The sequence below is a fragment of the Chelatococcus reniformis genome (genome assembly GCF_014640075.1).
Classification (GTDB): domain Bacteria; phylum Pseudomonadota; class Alphaproteobacteria; order Rhizobiales; family Beijerinckiaceae; genus Camelimonas; species Camelimonas reniformis.
This window is the reverse complement of the sequence record NZ_BMGG01000008.1, coordinates 438,881-453,850: the sequence shown is the minus strand read 5'-3', so window position 1 is coordinate 453,850 and position 14,970 is coordinate 438,881. Positions and strand designations below refer to the sequence as shown.

Annotated in this window: 11 protein-coding genes; 7 read left to right on the top strand and 4 right to left on the bottom strand. The window is 67.9% G+C overall.

Annotated elements, in window-relative coordinates; translation table 11 throughout:
• The coding region (locus IEW34_RS22755; RefSeq protein ID WP_188611497.1) for a PDC sensor domain-containing protein at positions 1 to 1,331 on the bottom strand (1,331 nt) is incomplete at its 3' end.
• 332 nt (positions 1,332 to 1,663) lie between these two features.
• On the opposite strand from IEW34_RS22755, the gene IEW34_RS22750 reads away from it, so the two are divergent.
• From IEW34_RS22750 to IEW34_RS22720, 7 genes are all read left to right on the top strand, one after another.
• Positions 1,664 to 2,803 (top strand): ABC transporter substrate-binding protein, encoded by a 1,140-nt coding sequence (locus IEW34_RS22750; protein ID WP_188611496.1) that lies wholly within the window; start codon positions 1,664 to 1,666, stop codon positions 2,801 to 2,803.
• Between the two features lie 17 nt (positions 2,804 to 2,820).
• Positions 2,821 to 3,600: an ABC transporter ATP-binding protein gene (locus IEW34_RS22745; RefSeq protein ID WP_188611495.1), complete on the top strand. Its 780-nt coding sequence runs from the start codon at positions 2,821 to 2,823 to the stop codon at positions 3,598 to 3,600.
• Positions 3,597 to 4,328, top strand: coding sequence for an ABC transporter ATP-binding protein (locus tag IEW34_RS22740; protein WP_188611494.1), 732 nt, complete (start codon positions 3,597 to 3,599; stop codon positions 4,326 to 4,328). The genes IEW34_RS22745 and IEW34_RS22740 overlap by 4 nt, the downstream gene beginning before the upstream one ends.
• On the top strand, positions 4,325 to 5,191 hold the full coding sequence (locus IEW34_RS22735) for a branched-chain amino acid ABC transporter permease (RefSeq protein WP_188611493.1): 867 nt from the start codon (positions 4,325 to 4,327) through the stop codon (positions 5,189 to 5,191). Before IEW34_RS22740 ends, IEW34_RS22735 begins: the two co-directional genes overlap by 4 nt.
• Positions 5,191 to 6,189, top strand: a complete 999-nt coding sequence (locus IEW34_RS22730) for a branched-chain amino acid ABC transporter permease (RefSeq protein ID WP_210324562.1) — start codon at positions 5,191 to 5,193, stop codon at positions 6,187 to 6,189. Before IEW34_RS22735 ends, IEW34_RS22730 begins: the two co-directional genes overlap by 1 nt.
• Before the next feature lie 337 nt (positions 6,190 to 6,526).
• Positions 6,527 to 8,260 (top strand): alpha-galactosidase, encoded by a 1,734-nt coding sequence (locus IEW34_RS22725; protein ID WP_188611492.1) that lies wholly within the window; start codon positions 6,527 to 6,529, stop codon positions 8,258 to 8,260.
• Positions 8,261 to 9,044: 784 nt separating this feature from the next.
• Positions 9,045 to 9,824, top strand: a complete 780-nt coding sequence (locus tag IEW34_RS22720; RefSeq protein WP_188611491.1) for a DUF169 domain-containing protein — start codon at positions 9,045 to 9,047, stop codon at positions 9,822 to 9,824.
• A gap of 77 nt (positions 9,825 to 9,901) precedes the next feature.
• Here the strand turns inward: IEW34_RS22720 and uvrB are convergent, their stop codons facing one another.
• The 3 genes from uvrB to IEW34_RS22705 all read right to left on the bottom strand — a co-directional run bounded on the left by uvrB (position 9,902) and on the right by IEW34_RS22705 (position 14,959).
• Complete coding sequence (uvrB, locus tag IEW34_RS22715) at positions 9,902 to 12,691, bottom strand: excinuclease ABC subunit UvrB (protein WP_188611490.1); 2,790 nt, start codon at positions 12,689 to 12,691, stop codon at positions 9,902 to 9,904.
• Positions 12,692 to 12,833: 142 nt separating this feature from the next.
• The gene (locus IEW34_RS22710) at positions 12,834 to 13,619 is read right to left on the bottom strand and encodes a phytanoyl-CoA dioxygenase family protein (RefSeq protein WP_188611489.1); all 786 of its coding nucleotides are present in this window, start codon (positions 13,617 to 13,619) and stop codon (positions 12,834 to 12,836) included.
• Positions 13,620 to 13,747: 128 nt separating this feature from the next.
• Positions 13,748 to 14,959, bottom strand: coding sequence for an ABC transporter substrate-binding protein (locus IEW34_RS22705; RefSeq protein WP_188611488.1), 1,212 nt, complete (start codon positions 14,957 to 14,959; stop codon positions 13,748 to 13,750).
• Positions 14,960 to 14,970: the final 11 nt, after the last annotated feature.

Sequence of the window (14,970 nt, the reverse complement as noted above, 5' to 3'; positions counted from 1 at the left end):
AAGTCGGCGATGTCGGTGAACAGCGCCGTCACCTCCTGGCGCGCCGCCGAGCGGCCGGCGAAGCGGCCGTCGTCGAGGATGCGCCTGACGATCTCCACCGGCACGTAGAGCCCGAAGCCGTTGATGGCGTTGCGCGCGGCCGTCATGGCTCGACCGAGCGCCGAGATTTCCGTGATTCTGGAGCGGACGTGCGTCGGCGGGACGAGCAGCAGGTCCTTCAGGCTGTCCGCTTCGCCGGTCAGCCGGCGCAGCGCCCCGGCGATCCGGCGGGCAAGGGCGAGGGCGATGAGCACGCCGAGCCCCAGGATGGCGAGAGCGATAGCGAGGTCCCGCCACAGCGCCTGCTCGCTCGTCCGCGTCAGCTCGGCCAGGGGGGCCGCCACCAGGATCTGGGAGCCCTTGAGCAGGCTCTGGAAATCGACGCGGCTCGCCCACACCAGATAGGGCTGCCCATCGAGCGTCAGCCGCGACGGGATGGTGCCGCCCGGTTCGACCGCCCGCGCCAGCAGCGGAGCGACGTCGACCGTCGGCGAGCCCGCGCGGAGCATCACCTTGCCGTCCGGCGCCACCACAAGCGTCAGCGCCCCCTTGGCGACCTGGCTCGCGTCGAGGAACCTGGAGAGAGTCGACAGCACGACATCGACACCGAAGACGATGGTCGCGTTGGCGCTGTGCGCTCTGGCGACGGTCATCCCGAGCTCGCCGGTGGTGGCAAAGGTGTAGGGCGGCACCGACATCGTGTCGCGCCGGTTGGCGGCCAACCGGTACCAGGGCCGCAGCCGCGGATCGTACACCGTGCCCGTGTCCGGCAGGGTTCCGAGCGCGTCCATGGCGGCGTCGTAGAAGGTCCATTGCGAGCGGCGCTGACCATCCTCGCCCGTGCTGATGACGCGGACGGCATAGGCGGCATTCGGTGGCGACTTGAGCGCGGCCCGCCATTCCGGCGAGCGGGTGAGGTGCACCAGATGCACAAATTCGCCGTTGGGGTAGCCCACATAGGCGCCGTCCACCGGGGCGGAGCGCTCGACCGCGAGGCGCAGGTAGGCGATTTTGGAGCGCAACCGATCAGGGGGCGGCAGCTGAAACTCGTCGGCGATCGCCGCCACATCGACGAACATCACCGACTCGGCCGAGAGCAGGCGGTAGTTCTCCACCAGCCGCTCCGACAGGACCCGCATGTGCTGGGCTGCGAGCCCGATCGCCGCCTTCCGGCCCGCGGCGAAATGCAGGCCGGCGATCAGGCCGGACACGCCGATCAGCAGACCGACCATGACGATGGCCAGGTGCACCCGCAGGGGCCGCGACCATCCTGCCGTTATGCGTTCTCCCATGCATTCCCCCGCACGCCGTTGATAGCGGCAAAGGGCGCAGCCGTCACGCCAGGCCGGCGGTCGCTCAGGGTGAACGCTGCGGCGACGCTTGGCGGCCCCGCCACGGCGCCGGTGCTGCCACGGCATCGGCGACGACCGGTGGAGCCGTGACCTGATCGCACCCGCCGGCAGCGGCTCGTTGGCGATGAGCCGTGCCGCCGGCCCGATGCGGCCTGGCCATTGACTTCCCACGATGGCTGCCAGCATCTTGCCCGCAAGACGTGCAAAGCCCGTCATCGCGGTTAGGGGGAAGCCCAATGGTACGGCCCGGTCGCCTCGGACGCCGAGGTTTTATGGTGGGCGCCTGTGTCGCGCTGGCGATGGCTGGTCCGGCGTCAGCACAGAGCAGCGCGTCGGGTCCAATCAAGGTCGGCCTCATCTTTCCGCTGAGCGGCGGCGCCGGTCCGCAGGGGCAGCATATCGTGCAGGCCGTCCAGGCCATGGGCGCGCTGATCAATGCCAAGGGCGGGGTGCTGGGGCGCCCCATCGAGATCGTCGCCCGCGACGACGAATCCACGCCCGCCATCGGGGTTTCGCGTGCCAACGAGCTGATCTCGGCCGGGGCGTCGGTGATCATCGAAGGGTGGAACAGCCCGGTGACGCTGGCCATGCAGCCGGTGATCAACCGTGCCGGGGTGCTCGACATCACCGCCATCTCGAAAGCCGATCCCATCCTGTCCGGCGAGGGCAACCCGCTGGCCATCCGCCTCAACAGCTCGAATTCCCAGGACGGCGCCGTGATCGCCGACTACATCGCCAACACGGCCAAGGCCAAGCGCGTCGCCTTCCTCGTCGAGAACGACGCGTACGGCAACGGCGCGCTGGCGTCGATCGAAGCCGAGCTGAAAAAGCTCAACTACAGCTACGAGAAGGTGGCGGAGGAGAAGTTTCCCTTCACGCAGGCCGATTTCCGCGTCGCCCTGACCAATGTCCGCGCGGCCAATCCCGACCTCACCGTGGCCATCAACGCCAACGAGGGGCTCGGCATGCCCGCCCTTATCCGGCAGGCCAAGCAGAGCCGCGTACCCGGCCAGCTCGTCACCGCGGTCGGCACCATTGCGCCGAGCGTCATTCAGGTCGCGGGGGACGCGGCCAACGGGTTGATCGGTGCCGACATCTACTTCCCGGACGTCGAGCCGTTCGCATCCTTGCCGCAAAACAAGGAATTCGTCGCCAAGACGCAAGAGATGTACAAGTATACGCCGGACAAATATATGGCGCTCGGCGCCGCTGCGCTCGAGGTCTGGGCCATCGCGGCCAACGAGGTGAAGTCGCTGGACAAGGAGGCCGTGGCCAAGCGCATCCGCGGTGGCAGCTTCAAGGATACCATCTTCGGCACCGCGACGTTCCAGCCCAACGGCCAGCTCGACAGCAAGCACTACCTGTTCACGGTCGAGGACCAGAAGATCGTCGTGCGACCCGGGGTGAACTGACGCGGCTGTCCGGTCCGATGGCCACATCCGCGAGCTCCCCGGCCCTCGAAGTGGAGGGCCTCGGCGTCAGCTACGGCGCCCTCGTTGCGCTCGACGGCCTCGACTGGCAGGTCGGGCCGGGCGAGATCCTGGGCATCATCGGTCCCAACGGGGCCGGCAAAAGCTCTTGTTACGACGCCATCACCCACCTCGTCCGGAGGCGGGGCCGGGTGCGGCTCGCCGGCGAGGACGTGACCGAGGTCAGCGCCGACAAGCTGGCCGCGCGCGGGCTGAAGCGCGCGTTCCAGCAGAACGCCTTCTTCAACGACCTCACCGTCGCGGCGAATATGCGCACGGTGCTCCAGGACAGCTACGGGACCGGGCTCGCCGCCGCCATTTTCGCACCCTGGCGCGAAGCCAGCCGCCGGCACCGGGCCGAGGCGGCGGCGCGCGGCCTGCTGCTGCGTTTCGGCATTCCCGAGGAGGCGCACGCGCTGCGGCCGACCGATATCCCCTATGGCTCGCAGCGCATGCTGTCGATCGCCCTGGCCTATGGCAGCGGCGCCAAGGTGCTGCTGCTCGACGAGCCCGCGGCGGGCCTGGGCGGCGCCGACATGGCCCGGCTCATCGCGCTGCTGCGCGAGCTGAAGGCGGAGGGCATCGCCCTGGTCGTGATCGAGCACCACATGGACCTGATCATGAGCGTTGCCGACCGCATCGTGGTGCTCGACCGCGGCCGGCAGATCGCCACGGGCACGCCGCGCGACATCCAGGCCGACGCCCGCGTGCTCGAGGCCTATCTGGGGCGGAGCGCATGATCCCGATGCTGGAGACGCGCGACCTCGCGGCGGTGTACGGCGGCAACCGGGCGCTTGCGATCCCGCATCTGGCGGTCGCCGCCGGCGAACTGGTGGGTGTCGTCGGCGCCAACGGAGCAGGCAAGTCGACGCTGGTCAATTCGCTGCTCGGCTGGTCGCGCGGCCGGCCGCGCATCTCGGGCGAAGTCACGCTGGCCGGCGAGGCGCTGTCGCATCTGCCGAGCTTCGAGCGTGTCCGCAAGGGGCTGCTGCTGATCCCCGAGGGCAAGCTCGTCTTCGCCACCATGAGCGTCGAGGACAACCTGCTGGCCGTCGGCGGCCAGCTGTTGGGCGACAGGCGCCGCGCCTACGCGCTGGACGACATCTACGATCTCTTCCCGGGCTTGAAGGAGCGGCGCGGCCACCTCGGGGCGCAGTTGTCCGGCGGCGAACGTCAGATGCTCGGAATCGCCCGGGCGTTGCGGCTCGGGCCGCGCGCGCTGCTGCTCGACGAGCCGTCGATCGGGCTGGCGCCGCGCCTTGTCGCCACCGTCCTTGCGACGGTGAAGCAACTGGCCGCCGATGGCCTCGCGGTGCTGCTGGTCGAGCAGAACGTGCGCGCCGCCATCGAGGTCGTCGATCGGCTGGTCCTCATCGAGCGCGGCAGCATCGTCGCCCAAGGGCCGGCCGGCGCCATGCGCGACGATCCCCGCATCGCCGAAGCTTACCTGGGAGCGCACGCGACATGAACCTGGCGCAGCAGCTGATCAACGGGATCGTTCTCGGCCATGCCTACGCGCTGATCGCCATCGGCTGGACCGTGCTGCTCGGCGTCGCCCGACTGGTCAATTTCGGCCACGGCCAGATGTATATGCTGGGCGCCTTCGTGACCTGGTACACGGTCTCGCGCCTCGGCCTGCCGTATCTGGTCGCCGTGCCGGCGGCCATGCTCGCCGGCGTCGCCGTCGGTTACGTCATGCAACGGGTGATGCTGCAGCTCACATTGAAGCAGGACCTCGTCTCGATCATGATCGTGACGCTGGGCTTCGGCTACGTGCTGAACGGCGCCGCCGCCCTCGTCTTCGGTTCCACCGGCCAGATCCTCGAGACGCCGCTCTCGCGCCTCGACATCTACTGGGGTGATCTCTGGCTCACCTGGCAGGACGTGGCGCTCGTCGTCGCCGCGATCGTGTTCTTCATTGTGCTCAAATATGTCATCGACCACACCGCGGTCGGACGCACCGCTCGCATGGTAGCGGAAGACCCGCCGCTGGCGCTGCTCGCCGGCATCAACGTCAAGAAGGTCTACCTCGGCGTCTTCGCCTTCGAGGGCGCGGCGGTGGCGCTGGCGGCGGCGCTGGTGGCGCCGCGCACGCCGATCCTGACCTCCATGGGCTTCGACGAGGTCATCGTCACCTTCGTCGTGGTCGTCCTCGGCGGCATCGGCAGCGTCCTCGGCTCCTATTTCGCCGGGCTCGCGTTGGGTCTGTTCACCGCCTTCTTCGGCGCCCTCGTGTCGCCGGCCTACACGACGGCGGCGGCCTTTCTGGTGATGATCGCCATGCTCGTGTTGCGGCCCGGCGGTTTCGCCGCCGCTCCCGGGAGCCGCTGATGGCGCCTGCGCTGCGCCTCGCGCTGATCGTCGCGATCGCCGCCGCCGGCCTGTTCGCTCCGGCGCTGCTCGGGGGCACCGGCGCCGTCTACAGCGCGGCCGTGCTGATCGCCATCTTCGCGGTCATGGCCTACGGCCTCGACATGATCGTGTCGGACCTGGGCGAGGTCAGCCTGGCGCACACGGTATTCTTCGCCATCGGCGCTTACGCGGCGGCCATGCTGGCGACCCGGCTTGGCCTCGGCCCCGTGGCGACCCTCCTCGGCGCCATCATTCTTGCCGTCGTCGCCGCAGCGATCCTCGGCGTGGTGACGCTGCGGCTGAAGGAATTCGTCTTCTCGCTGGTGACCTACGCCGTCGCCGTGGTCGCCATGACCGTCGCCGCCAACTGGGAATTCCTCGGCGGCTCCGACGGCCTGCGCGGCATTCCGCCGTTCACCCTCGCGCCGCTTGGCCTGCGCGCCGAAACCGATGCGCAGCTCTGGCCGGTCGCCTACGGACTGCTGCTGGTGACGCTCTATCTCATGCACGCCTTCCGCCGCTCCCGCCTCGGCCAGGCGGCGGTCATGGTTCACCTCAACCCCCGCCTGGCAACGATGTCGGGGATCGATCCCAAGCGCACGCGGCTCCAGATCTTCCTGCTCTCCGCACCGGTCACCGCCGCGGCTGGCTGGCTCTATGCCTACCAGCGTTCCTTCGTCAGCGCCGACCTGCTGGAGACCTATTTCCTCATCCTGATGCTGACGTCGGTGGTGCTGGTCGGCCGCCGCCTGCTGCTCGGTCCCCTGATCGGGGTCGCCCTGGTCCAGATCCAGGAGAAGTTCTTCTCGTTCGGTGGCTACGTCGACAAGATCGTGCTGGGCAGTGTGCTGGTCGTCGTACTGGCTTTCCTGCCGGGCGGCCTGGTCGGACTTGGCCGCTCCCTGGTTGCGCTGGGGCGCCGGCGAGGCGAGTCGGTAGCGGGCTCCATGCCCGATGTGCGAACCGTAAAAGATTGACCGCCGGCCGTCGCCGGAGCGCCATGGACTGCGCCATATACCGGGCGCTGCCACGCGGCGCGACCGCCATGGGCCAGCCGCCTGCATCGCAGGAGTGGGCGAGGAGTGTGCGATGCATATGGGAGCGGCCGGCCCGTGCTACGCTCGGCTCGAACGACGGGGACGCGAGTTCGTTGCCGGCAACGATCTGATCGAACGCCGATGGCGTGTCGATGCGGGCGGCGGCCTCGTCGCGACGTCGCTCTATCACAAGCCCACGCGCACAGAATGGCTTCAGGACAGGCGACGGAGCCCCGCTCCCGTCCCCGTGGGACAGCCCGTTGCAGAGGATCGCGTGGTGACGCTGACCACGCACGATGCGGACGGCACCCTGGCGGCTGTGCTGAGCGCCGTCGGTGCCGGATCCAGTCTGACCTATGGCTTCGAGATTAGTCCCGGCGTCGCCGCGGTGACCACGCGCCTCGCCGCGACCGGCCTTGACACGCCCGGCCAGGGCGATGGCGCCGACGTGCTGGAAGCGCTCGCTCTGACCCCGTTCCATCTGAGGCTGACCCGGGTCGACTTCCACGATGGGACCGATGCTCGCAACGAGCTCGTGCAGGAGGCCGAGTGGCTGCTGCATCCGTCGGAGCAGGAGTTGCGCCTGGCAGGCTGCCTCTTCGCCGTGGAGGATGTGCTGACGGGCGGCGGGCTGCTCCTGCTCAAGCAGGCGCCGCTCCCCTATGCCCGGCCCGTCCCTACGCCCGTTGATCTCGTCGTGCGCGCGAACGAGCGGCGTGTGATGCTCAAGGGGCACGGCAACACGGTCGACGACGATCAGCCGGGCTACGGGTGGACAGTCATCCTCTCCAGCGACGGCCGCGCGGGCCGGACGGCCGCGTTGCAGGCACACCAGCGCGCCGTGCGCCCCTATCGCATCGGCCGCGACGGTTTGCTGCTCTCCAACACCTGGGGCGACCGCAACCGCGACGGCCGCATCAATGCGGCGTTCCTGAGCGCGGAAATCACCGCCGCCCACCGGCTGGGTGTCGAGGTCGTCCAGATCGATGACGGCTGGCAGAAGGGCACCACCAGCAATTCTGTCCGCGCAGACGTCACCGGCGGCGTCTGGGAAGGCTTCCACGGGGCCGACCAGGACTTCTGGGCCGTGCATCCCGAGCGCTTTCCCCACGGGCTGGCGCCGCTGGTGCAACAGGCCAAGGCGCTGGGCGTGCGTCTCGGCCTGTGGTTCGCTCCCGATTCCGCCGACGACTTCGCCCATTGGCACAAAGACGCCGAGCGTCTTCTGCAGCTTCATGCGGACCATGGCATCGACCATTTCAAGGTCGACAGCGTCAAGCTGCGCAGCAAGCGCGGCGAACGCAACCTGCACGCCTTCTTCGACCATGTGCTGCGCCGGTCGGACGGCCGCATCCTGCTCGACTGCGACGTCACGGCGGAAACGCGACCCGGCTATTTCGGCCGGCTGGATGCCGGACCGCTGTTCATCGAGAACCGCTACACGGACACCCGGCGCTACTGGCCGCACGCGACCCTGCGCAGCCTATGGCAGCTGGCCCACTACCTGGATCCGCTGCGCCTGCGCATGGAGTGGCTGAACAACGCCCGTCATGTGGACAAGTACACCGACGATCCGTTGGCGCCGGCCTCCTATCGCCCGGATTGCGTCTTCGCCACGGTGATGTTCGCATCGCCCCTGGCCTGGTTCGAAGTGTCCGGGCTGCCGGAGAGCTATTTCGCCGAAGCGGCACCCCTGATCGCCACCTGGAAGGCCTATCGCGACGCCGTCTTCGCCGGCTCGATTCTGCCCATCGGCGCGGCACCGGACGGTGTGAGCTGGACGGGCTTCGCCGCCATCGCTCCCGACCGGCGATCGGGCTATCTCCTGCTGTTCCGCGAGCTCAGCCCGGCAGCGGAAGCGACCATGCCGGTGCCGCTGCTCCAGGCGTCCGCTTGCGAGATCCTGGGAGGACAGGGCGATTTGAAGGTCGGCGATGGACACGTGCGAGCGACGATCCGGGCGCCGCGCGGCTTCGTCTTCGGGCGGGTATGGCTGGATGAGGATCTGTAATCGGCCGCGGGCGAGAATTCACGCAAGAATATCTGGATGAGAACGATCCCTGGTCGCCTGGAGTGATGCGCGGTCCGGACGATGGGATGACGAGGCGCGGTTCGGCACCACCAGGCTGCCCGGCTGGCGCGTCCGGGAGGGGCATGGTCGCTGGCGCACGCTGATGGTGCGACAGAGGTGCTGTGGGAACACGGGCGTGTCTTGCGGGCTCGCGGCTCGCCATCCGGACGGCCCGCGGGTGTGGTGGCGATGGGGCTCGACCATGGCTTTCGTCGGCGCGCGACGAGGGCGAGACACCGGAGCTGCGGGACGTTTGAGATCGAGCCGGACGATGTCGTGTTCATCGACGGCGAACAACCAGCCTACGTGCCGCCATCGGCGGCTGACGCTCTCTACCGGACCGCTGCGGACAGAGGCGTGGTGAGCATGTCCTCAGCGAGCACCTAGCGTATTTCCGCGTTCCTTCGAATCGCCGAAATGCTCTATCTGTTTGATTTGCCGCGTTTTCTTCACGCGAACCGGCGTCCACTTCGCTCGAAAAACGCTCTAGTCGCCGCGGTCGGCGATCTCATCAGGTGCAACGCCCACCCGTGAATTGCGATGCGGACTCTATGGGCTGGATGACGAATCAGGCGACAACATCCGGCTCAAGACGGTCGATCGCGCCTCGCACTTCGCGGCCCAAGGTCGGCCGAACTTGGCGAGGACAGAGCTCCCGGGTTTCCTTACTCTGGCCCGGGGCCGTCATCGGCGAGCGGCCGCGAGCACTTCGCAGGAGACCACGATGCCTAATGATCTGCTCGGCCAGGCGGCTGAACTTGAACGGCTGCTGAAGTTGCGCAACGCGCCATTCGGCATGAAGCTGTTCGAGCGTGTTGAGGACATGGCGGCCATTCCGCGCATCCGCCGCCCAAAGGCCATTCACGCCTTCGATCAGGTCGTCGCACAGGCTGCTCGGCTTGGATGGACCGTAGGGGCGACCGCTGAGGACTTGGTGGGCGCACAGTGCAGAGCGGTGATCGGCCTCGGCAACGCCAAGGATGCCGAATGGACATCCGGGCAGCGCATGGTCGGCGTCTGGTATTCGACACCTGAGGATGCCGGCGCCCACCAAGCGGCAATGAACTGCGTCGAGGATGGCCGATATCAGGCGATCGCCGTCTCGCCGCTATCATCCGGGCGGCTCGATCCACCCGATATCGCGCTGTTTTATGCAACGCCGGGAGCCATGATGTATTTCATCAACGGGTTGCAATGGGCCGGCTACAAGCGCTTCGACTGGAGTGTCGTGGGCGAATCCGCCTGCGCCGACTCCTGGGGCCGCGCCTTGAAGACACGCCAGCCCAGCTTGTCGATCCCCTGCTTCGCCGAACGCCGCTACGGCGGCGTGCTGGACGATGAGATGCTGATGGCCCTGCCGCCCGACATGCTCGGTCAGGCAATCGCCGGCATGGAGGCCCTGTCCAGGAACGGCCTGCGCTATCCATTTCCGCAATATGGCATTCAGCAGGATGTGCGCGCCGGCATGGGGGTGAGCTACGCGGACGGTAAGCCGGCCGCATAGGTCAGGTCAGACCGTTTGCGGTGTGGGTGGCGGTGCTGCGAGCGTGCTGCGAAATCGGCCAGGTCAGCGCGTGCGCCTTATTTTCCCTTCCGCCCCCGATATTTCGGCTTCTGGCCGGGCCAGCCTGCGGTGGAGCGGGCCGGGGGGACATAGTTCTCCGGGGTCAGCGGGAGTTCGCGGTTGTGCGGGCCCATTTCGTCGAGGGTGGGCTTGCGGGCACGCGTGGTCTCCGGCGGCGGCAGGTTGCCGGCGGCGCCGTAGCGGCGCTGGCCGGCGAAGCCGCCCGCCTTGTCCTGAACCTCGGTCTGGCGGGCGAGGGGATCGTCGGCGATGGCAAGCTCGGTCGCCTGCAGGCGCTTGATCTCGTCGCGCAGGCGCGCCGCGGTCTCGAAGTCGAGGTCGGCGGCGGCGGCCCGCATGCGCTTTTCCAGATCGGCCAGCACCGTCTTGAGGTTGTGGCCGATGGGCGCCGCCGCCTTGGCCAGGCCCGCGTCGACGATGACGTGGTCGCGCTCGTAGACGCTGTCGAGGATGTCGGCGATGTTCTTCTTGACGCTCTGCGGCGTGATGCCGTTGGCGGCGTTCCAGGCGAGTTGCTTGTCGCGGCGACGGTTGGTTTCCGCCAGTGCCCGCTCGATCGAGCCGGTGACGTGGTCGGCATAGAGCAGAACACGGCCGTCGACGTTGCGGGCGGCGCGGCCGATGGTCTGGATCAGCGAGGTCTCCGAGCGCAGGAAACCCTCCTTGTCGGCGTCGAGGATGGCGACCAGCGCGCACTCGGGAATGTCGAGGCCCTCGCGCAGCAGATTGATGCCGACCAGGACGTCGAAGGCGCCGAGCCGGAGGTCGCGGATGATCTCGATGCGCTCCAGGGTGTCGATGTCCGAGTGCATGTAACGCACGCGCACCCCGTTCTCGTGCAGGTATTCCGTCAGGTCCTCGGCCATGCGCTTGGTGAGCACGGTGACCAGCGCGCGATAGCCCTGCGCCGCCGTCGCGCGGATCTCGCCGAGCACGTCGTCGACCTGACTGCGCGCCGGCCGCATCTCCACCGGCGGGTCGACCAGGCCGGTGGGCCGGATCACCTGCTCGACGAAGACGCCGCCGGTGCGCTCCATCTCCCAGTCACCGGGCGTGGCCGAGACATGGACGGTCTGCGGCCGCATCGCCTCCCATTCCTCGAAGCGCAGCGGCCGATTGTCCATGCACGAGGGCAGGCGGAAGCCGTACTCGGCCAAGGTCGCCTTGCGGCGGAAGTCGCCGCGGTACATCGCCCCGATCTGCGGCACGGTGACGTGGCTCTCGTCGACGAAGACCAGAGCATTGTCGGGCAGGTACTCGAACAGGGTCGGCGGCGGCTCGCCCGGCCGGCGCCCGGTGAGGTAGCGGGAATAGTTCTCGATGCCGGCGCAGACGCCGGTCGCCTCCAGCATCTCGATATCGAAGCTGGTGCGCTGCTCCAGCCGCTGCGCCTCCAGATAACGGCCGCTCCGGTTCAGGTCGTCGAGGCGCCACTTCAGCTCCTCCTTGATCGACTTGACGGCCTGGCCCAGCGTCGGCTTGGGCGTGACGTAGTGGGAGTTGGCGTAGACCTTGACGAAGGACAGGTCGGCGGTCTTGTGCCCCGTGAGCGGGTCGAACTCGACGATGGTCTCGACCTCGTCGCCGAACAGACCGATGCGCCAGGCCCGGTCTTCCATGTGGGCGGGAAACAGCTCGATGACGTCGCCGCGCACGCGGAAGGTGCCGCGGGCGAAATCGCTCTGGATGCGCTTGTATTGCAGCGCCACCAGATCGGCCAGCAACTGGCGCTGCTCGATGCGCTCGCCCACCTTTATCGAGAAGGTCATGGCCGTATAGGTCTCGACCGAGCCGATACCGTAGATGCACGAGACCGAGGCGACGATGATGACGTCGTCGCGTTCCAGCAGGGCGCGCGTCGCCGAGTGGCGCATGCGGTCGATCTGCTCGTTGACCGAGCTTTCCTTCTCGATATAAGTGTCGGAGCGTGGAACGTAGGCTTCCGGCTGATAGTAATCGTAGTATGATACGAAGTATTCGACCGCGTTATTGGGAAAAAACGACTTGAACTCACCGTAGAGCTGCGCGGCCAACGTCTTGTTCGGCGCCAGCACCAGGGCAGGGCGCTGCGTCGCCTGGATGATCTGCGCGGCGGTGAAGGTCTTGCCCGAGCCGGTGACGCCGAGCAGCACCTGGTCGCGCTCCAGGCGGTTCACCCCGTCCACCAGTTCGGTGATGGCCTGGGGCTGGTCGCCGGCGGGCGCGAAGTCGGAGACGAGGGTGAAGCCGATTCCGCCCTCGGACTTCTCTGGCCGCGACGGCCGGTGCGGCGTCCACGGCTTGTCCTTGTGGGTCGGGTCGCCCTCAGTCAGCAGCTTGCTCAGCGCATCGAGCGTTGCCGACGCACCCGTCGTCAGGGCGCTGTCGTCATCCTCGCCGTCGCGGGCGACGTTGCCTTCGCGCACGCGGCGGGGCGCGGCCTTGAGAATGTCGTCGCGGCTAAGACTCTCGTCACCCGGCCCCCATTTGCGGCCGCGCTTGGGCACCAGGGCCGAATCCGACGCCAGCGCGTCGCCGCGGGAGACATCGTAGGCGGCCTGCGGCCGCTCGCCCATCCCGCGTTCGTCCAAGCCGCGTTCATCCAGGCCGCGCTCGCCCAAGCCGTGGCGGTCGCTCGCCGCCGTACCGGGAGCGGCGCGCCCCCGCTTGATGCCGGGGTTGAGCAGATCGGCCAGGTGCTCGTCGAGCGGCTTGAGCTCGGGCTTGCCCGCCTTGCCCCGGCTGGCGCGCGGCCGCTTGGGCGTCTCCGGCTGACCCGATACGGGAATCTTGGGGGCTTTCGGCATCGTCCCAATATGGGACGGAACCGCCACGGCGGAAAGGGTGATCGACTCGGACCTTGCGTCCACCGCCGTCACGGGGGTGACCGGCCGAGCGATATTGATCGGCGATGCCCACTCGCATTCGGGGATGCGGCCGGGCGGCCCGCTACCTGGGCGAGCGACCGTTGATCTTTCCCAAGCCCTCGGTCTTGTAGCCCAGCAGGACCAGCAGGTCGTCCGATGCCCCCTCCAGGATCCTGGGATTGAGCGATAGGAACCAGTTCTCCTGAGCCCGGTAGATGGGCCGGGTGTACCAGCCGAACAGCCCCGCGCGGGTCCGGTCCGTGGTGCGGTTCTCCCCGGTGCGATGCCAGAGACGGCTTTCGAACACCACGACCGTGCCGGCCGGCCCGACGGCCGGCACCGAGATGTCCCGGTCGTCTTCGCCGGGCGGGCGGTGGTGGAGATGGCTGCCGGGAACGAAGCGGGTTGCGCCGTTCTCTTCGGTGAACTCGTCGATGCACCAGGCCACGTTGCACCCCTGCGGCAACGCCGGCCACGGCTCCTGGACGAAGATCTGGTCGGCGTGCAGCATGCCGCCGACGCAGCCCGGCAGCGCGATATTCGCGGATTGGTTGCCCAGCAGTGCGGGCCAGCCGAGAACGGATCGGACGAGCCGCAGCGCGACGGGATGCTCGACGAGGTCCGCGAACACGGGGTCCAGGCTCAGCGTGTTCCAGACGCGATGGTTGCCCTCGCCGTAGTCGAGTTTGAAGCCGCTGTGGGTGACGTTGCGCTGAGCGTCCAGCTTCGCCGCACGGTACAACGCACTGCGCACGTCGGCCAGCTGCGCGGGGGTGAGCACCCCGGTGACGAGGCAGATGCCATGCTCCCGAAGGTCGCGCTCGGCCTGGCCGAGGTCATCGGTGATGGGTGGTAGGGCCGTCCGCAACTTGTGCTCCTCCCCAGAGTTCCTGCGGGCAGGCGCCGCGCAGCCATGTGCCAGCCATGGAAGATATCGCAATGGGCCGGATCTCGGCCGGCCCGCCGGGGCGGTAGGTGGCGCCCCGACGGTGCGTGCTACTGCCCCTTGAGCATTCCGCCGATCGGCTCGTAGGTGCGCCCGTTGAAGCGGATCGGCTGCATCTGCTTGATCGGATAGTAGTCATCCGCAGCCGTCTTGACCCGGACGCCCGGGTAGAGCATCGGCAAAGTCATGTCCAAGTTGGCGGCCTGCTTCATGATGTTGGCGCGCGTGAGATTGTCGCCGGCCTGGCGTAGCACCTGCTCGACCGCCTGCCCGATGGTGTAGCCACCGGCGTTCAGGAAATCGTCGACGTTGCCGCCCGGATAGTAGGTCTTCATGAAGGCCGTGTACCCGGCGAACTCCGGGGTGTCTTTCCAGCGAGGATCGGTCGGGTCGCGAAGGTAGGTCGACGAGATCACGCCGACCGCGTTGTCCAGGCCCGCCGGCGCGAGCACGGAGGCGACGGAGTGCGACGAATAGGAGATGTAGTGTACGGGCTTCCAGCCGAGCTCGGCGATGCGCCGGATGGCCATGGCGGTAAATTTCGGCGTGGAGAGGTCGATGAAGACATCCGCGCCGCTGGATTTTGCGGTGGCGAGCTGGCTGTCGACCGTCGGATCAGTGGCTTCGTAGGCCTGCTGGGCGACGATCATGGCGCCAGCCTTCTCACCGAAGGCCTGCGTGACCCCCCTGAGCAAGTCCCTGCCATAATCGTCGTTCTGGAAGAGGATCGCGACCTTCGCGCCCGGCCGGGTCTGTAGGACATGCTGGGCGTAGATGCGCCCCTCGGCCAGGAGGCTCGGATTCCACCCCATGCTCCAGGGCGTCTTCTTGTAGTCGCCCCACCGCGGCGCCCCCGTCCCGACGAAGAGGTGCGGGACCTTTCTGCTGTTCATGTAGGCGCCAATGGCCGCGTTCTGAGCCGTGCCCACCGGGGACACGAGCATGAGCACCTCGTCCTGTTCGACCAGCCGGCGGGCGGCCTCGACGGTCTTCGCCGGATTGTATCCGTCGTCCAGCGAGATGTACTTGATCTTGCGGCCGTTGATGCCGCCCTCGGCATTGATCTTGTCGAAGTAGGCTGCGAGCGCCCTGCCGTATGTTCCCAGCATCGACACCGGCCCGGAATACGGCACGATGTTGCCGATCTTGATCTCGGTGTCCGTGGCCCCGGTGTCGTAAGCCGTCTGCGCCTGGGCGCTGCTCGCCAGCCCTCCGAACGCTATTGCAGCCGCGACGACCAGCTTGCGCTTGGCCTCGTGCATCCTCGCCTCCC

Bases quoted from the DNA above. Each gene is read 5' to 3' on its own strand.
- IEW34_RS22750 (WP_188611496.1), top strand. From the start codon at position 1,664: ATGGTGGGCGCCTGTGTCGCGCTGGCGATGGCTGGTCCGGCGTCAGCA.
- IEW34_RS22745 (WP_188611495.1), top strand. From the start codon at position 2,821: ATGGCCACATCCGCGAGCTCCCCGGCCCTCGAAGTGGAGGGCCTCGGC.
- IEW34_RS22740 (WP_188611494.1), top strand. From the start codon at position 3,597: ATGATCCCGATGCTGGAGACGCGCGACCTCGCGGCGGTGTACGGCGGC.
- IEW34_RS22735 (WP_188611493.1), top strand. From the start codon at position 4,325: ATGAACCTGGCGCAGCAGCTGATCAACGGGATCGTTCTCGGCCATGCC.
- IEW34_RS22730 (WP_210324562.1), top strand. From the start codon at position 5,191: ATGGCGCCTGCGCTGCGCCTCGCGCTGATCGTCGCGATCGCCGCCGCC.
- IEW34_RS22720 (WP_188611491.1), top strand. From the start codon at position 9,045: ATGCCTAATGATCTGCTCGGCCAGGCGGCTGAACTTGAACGGCTGCTG.
- uvrB (WP_188611490.1), bottom strand. From the start codon at position 12,691: ATGCCGAAAGCCCCCAAGATTCCCGTATCGGGTCAGCCGGAGACGCCC.
- IEW34_RS22705 (WP_188611488.1), bottom strand. From the start codon at position 14,959: ATGCACGAGGCCAAGCGCAAGCTGGTCGTCGCGGCTGCAATAGCGTTC.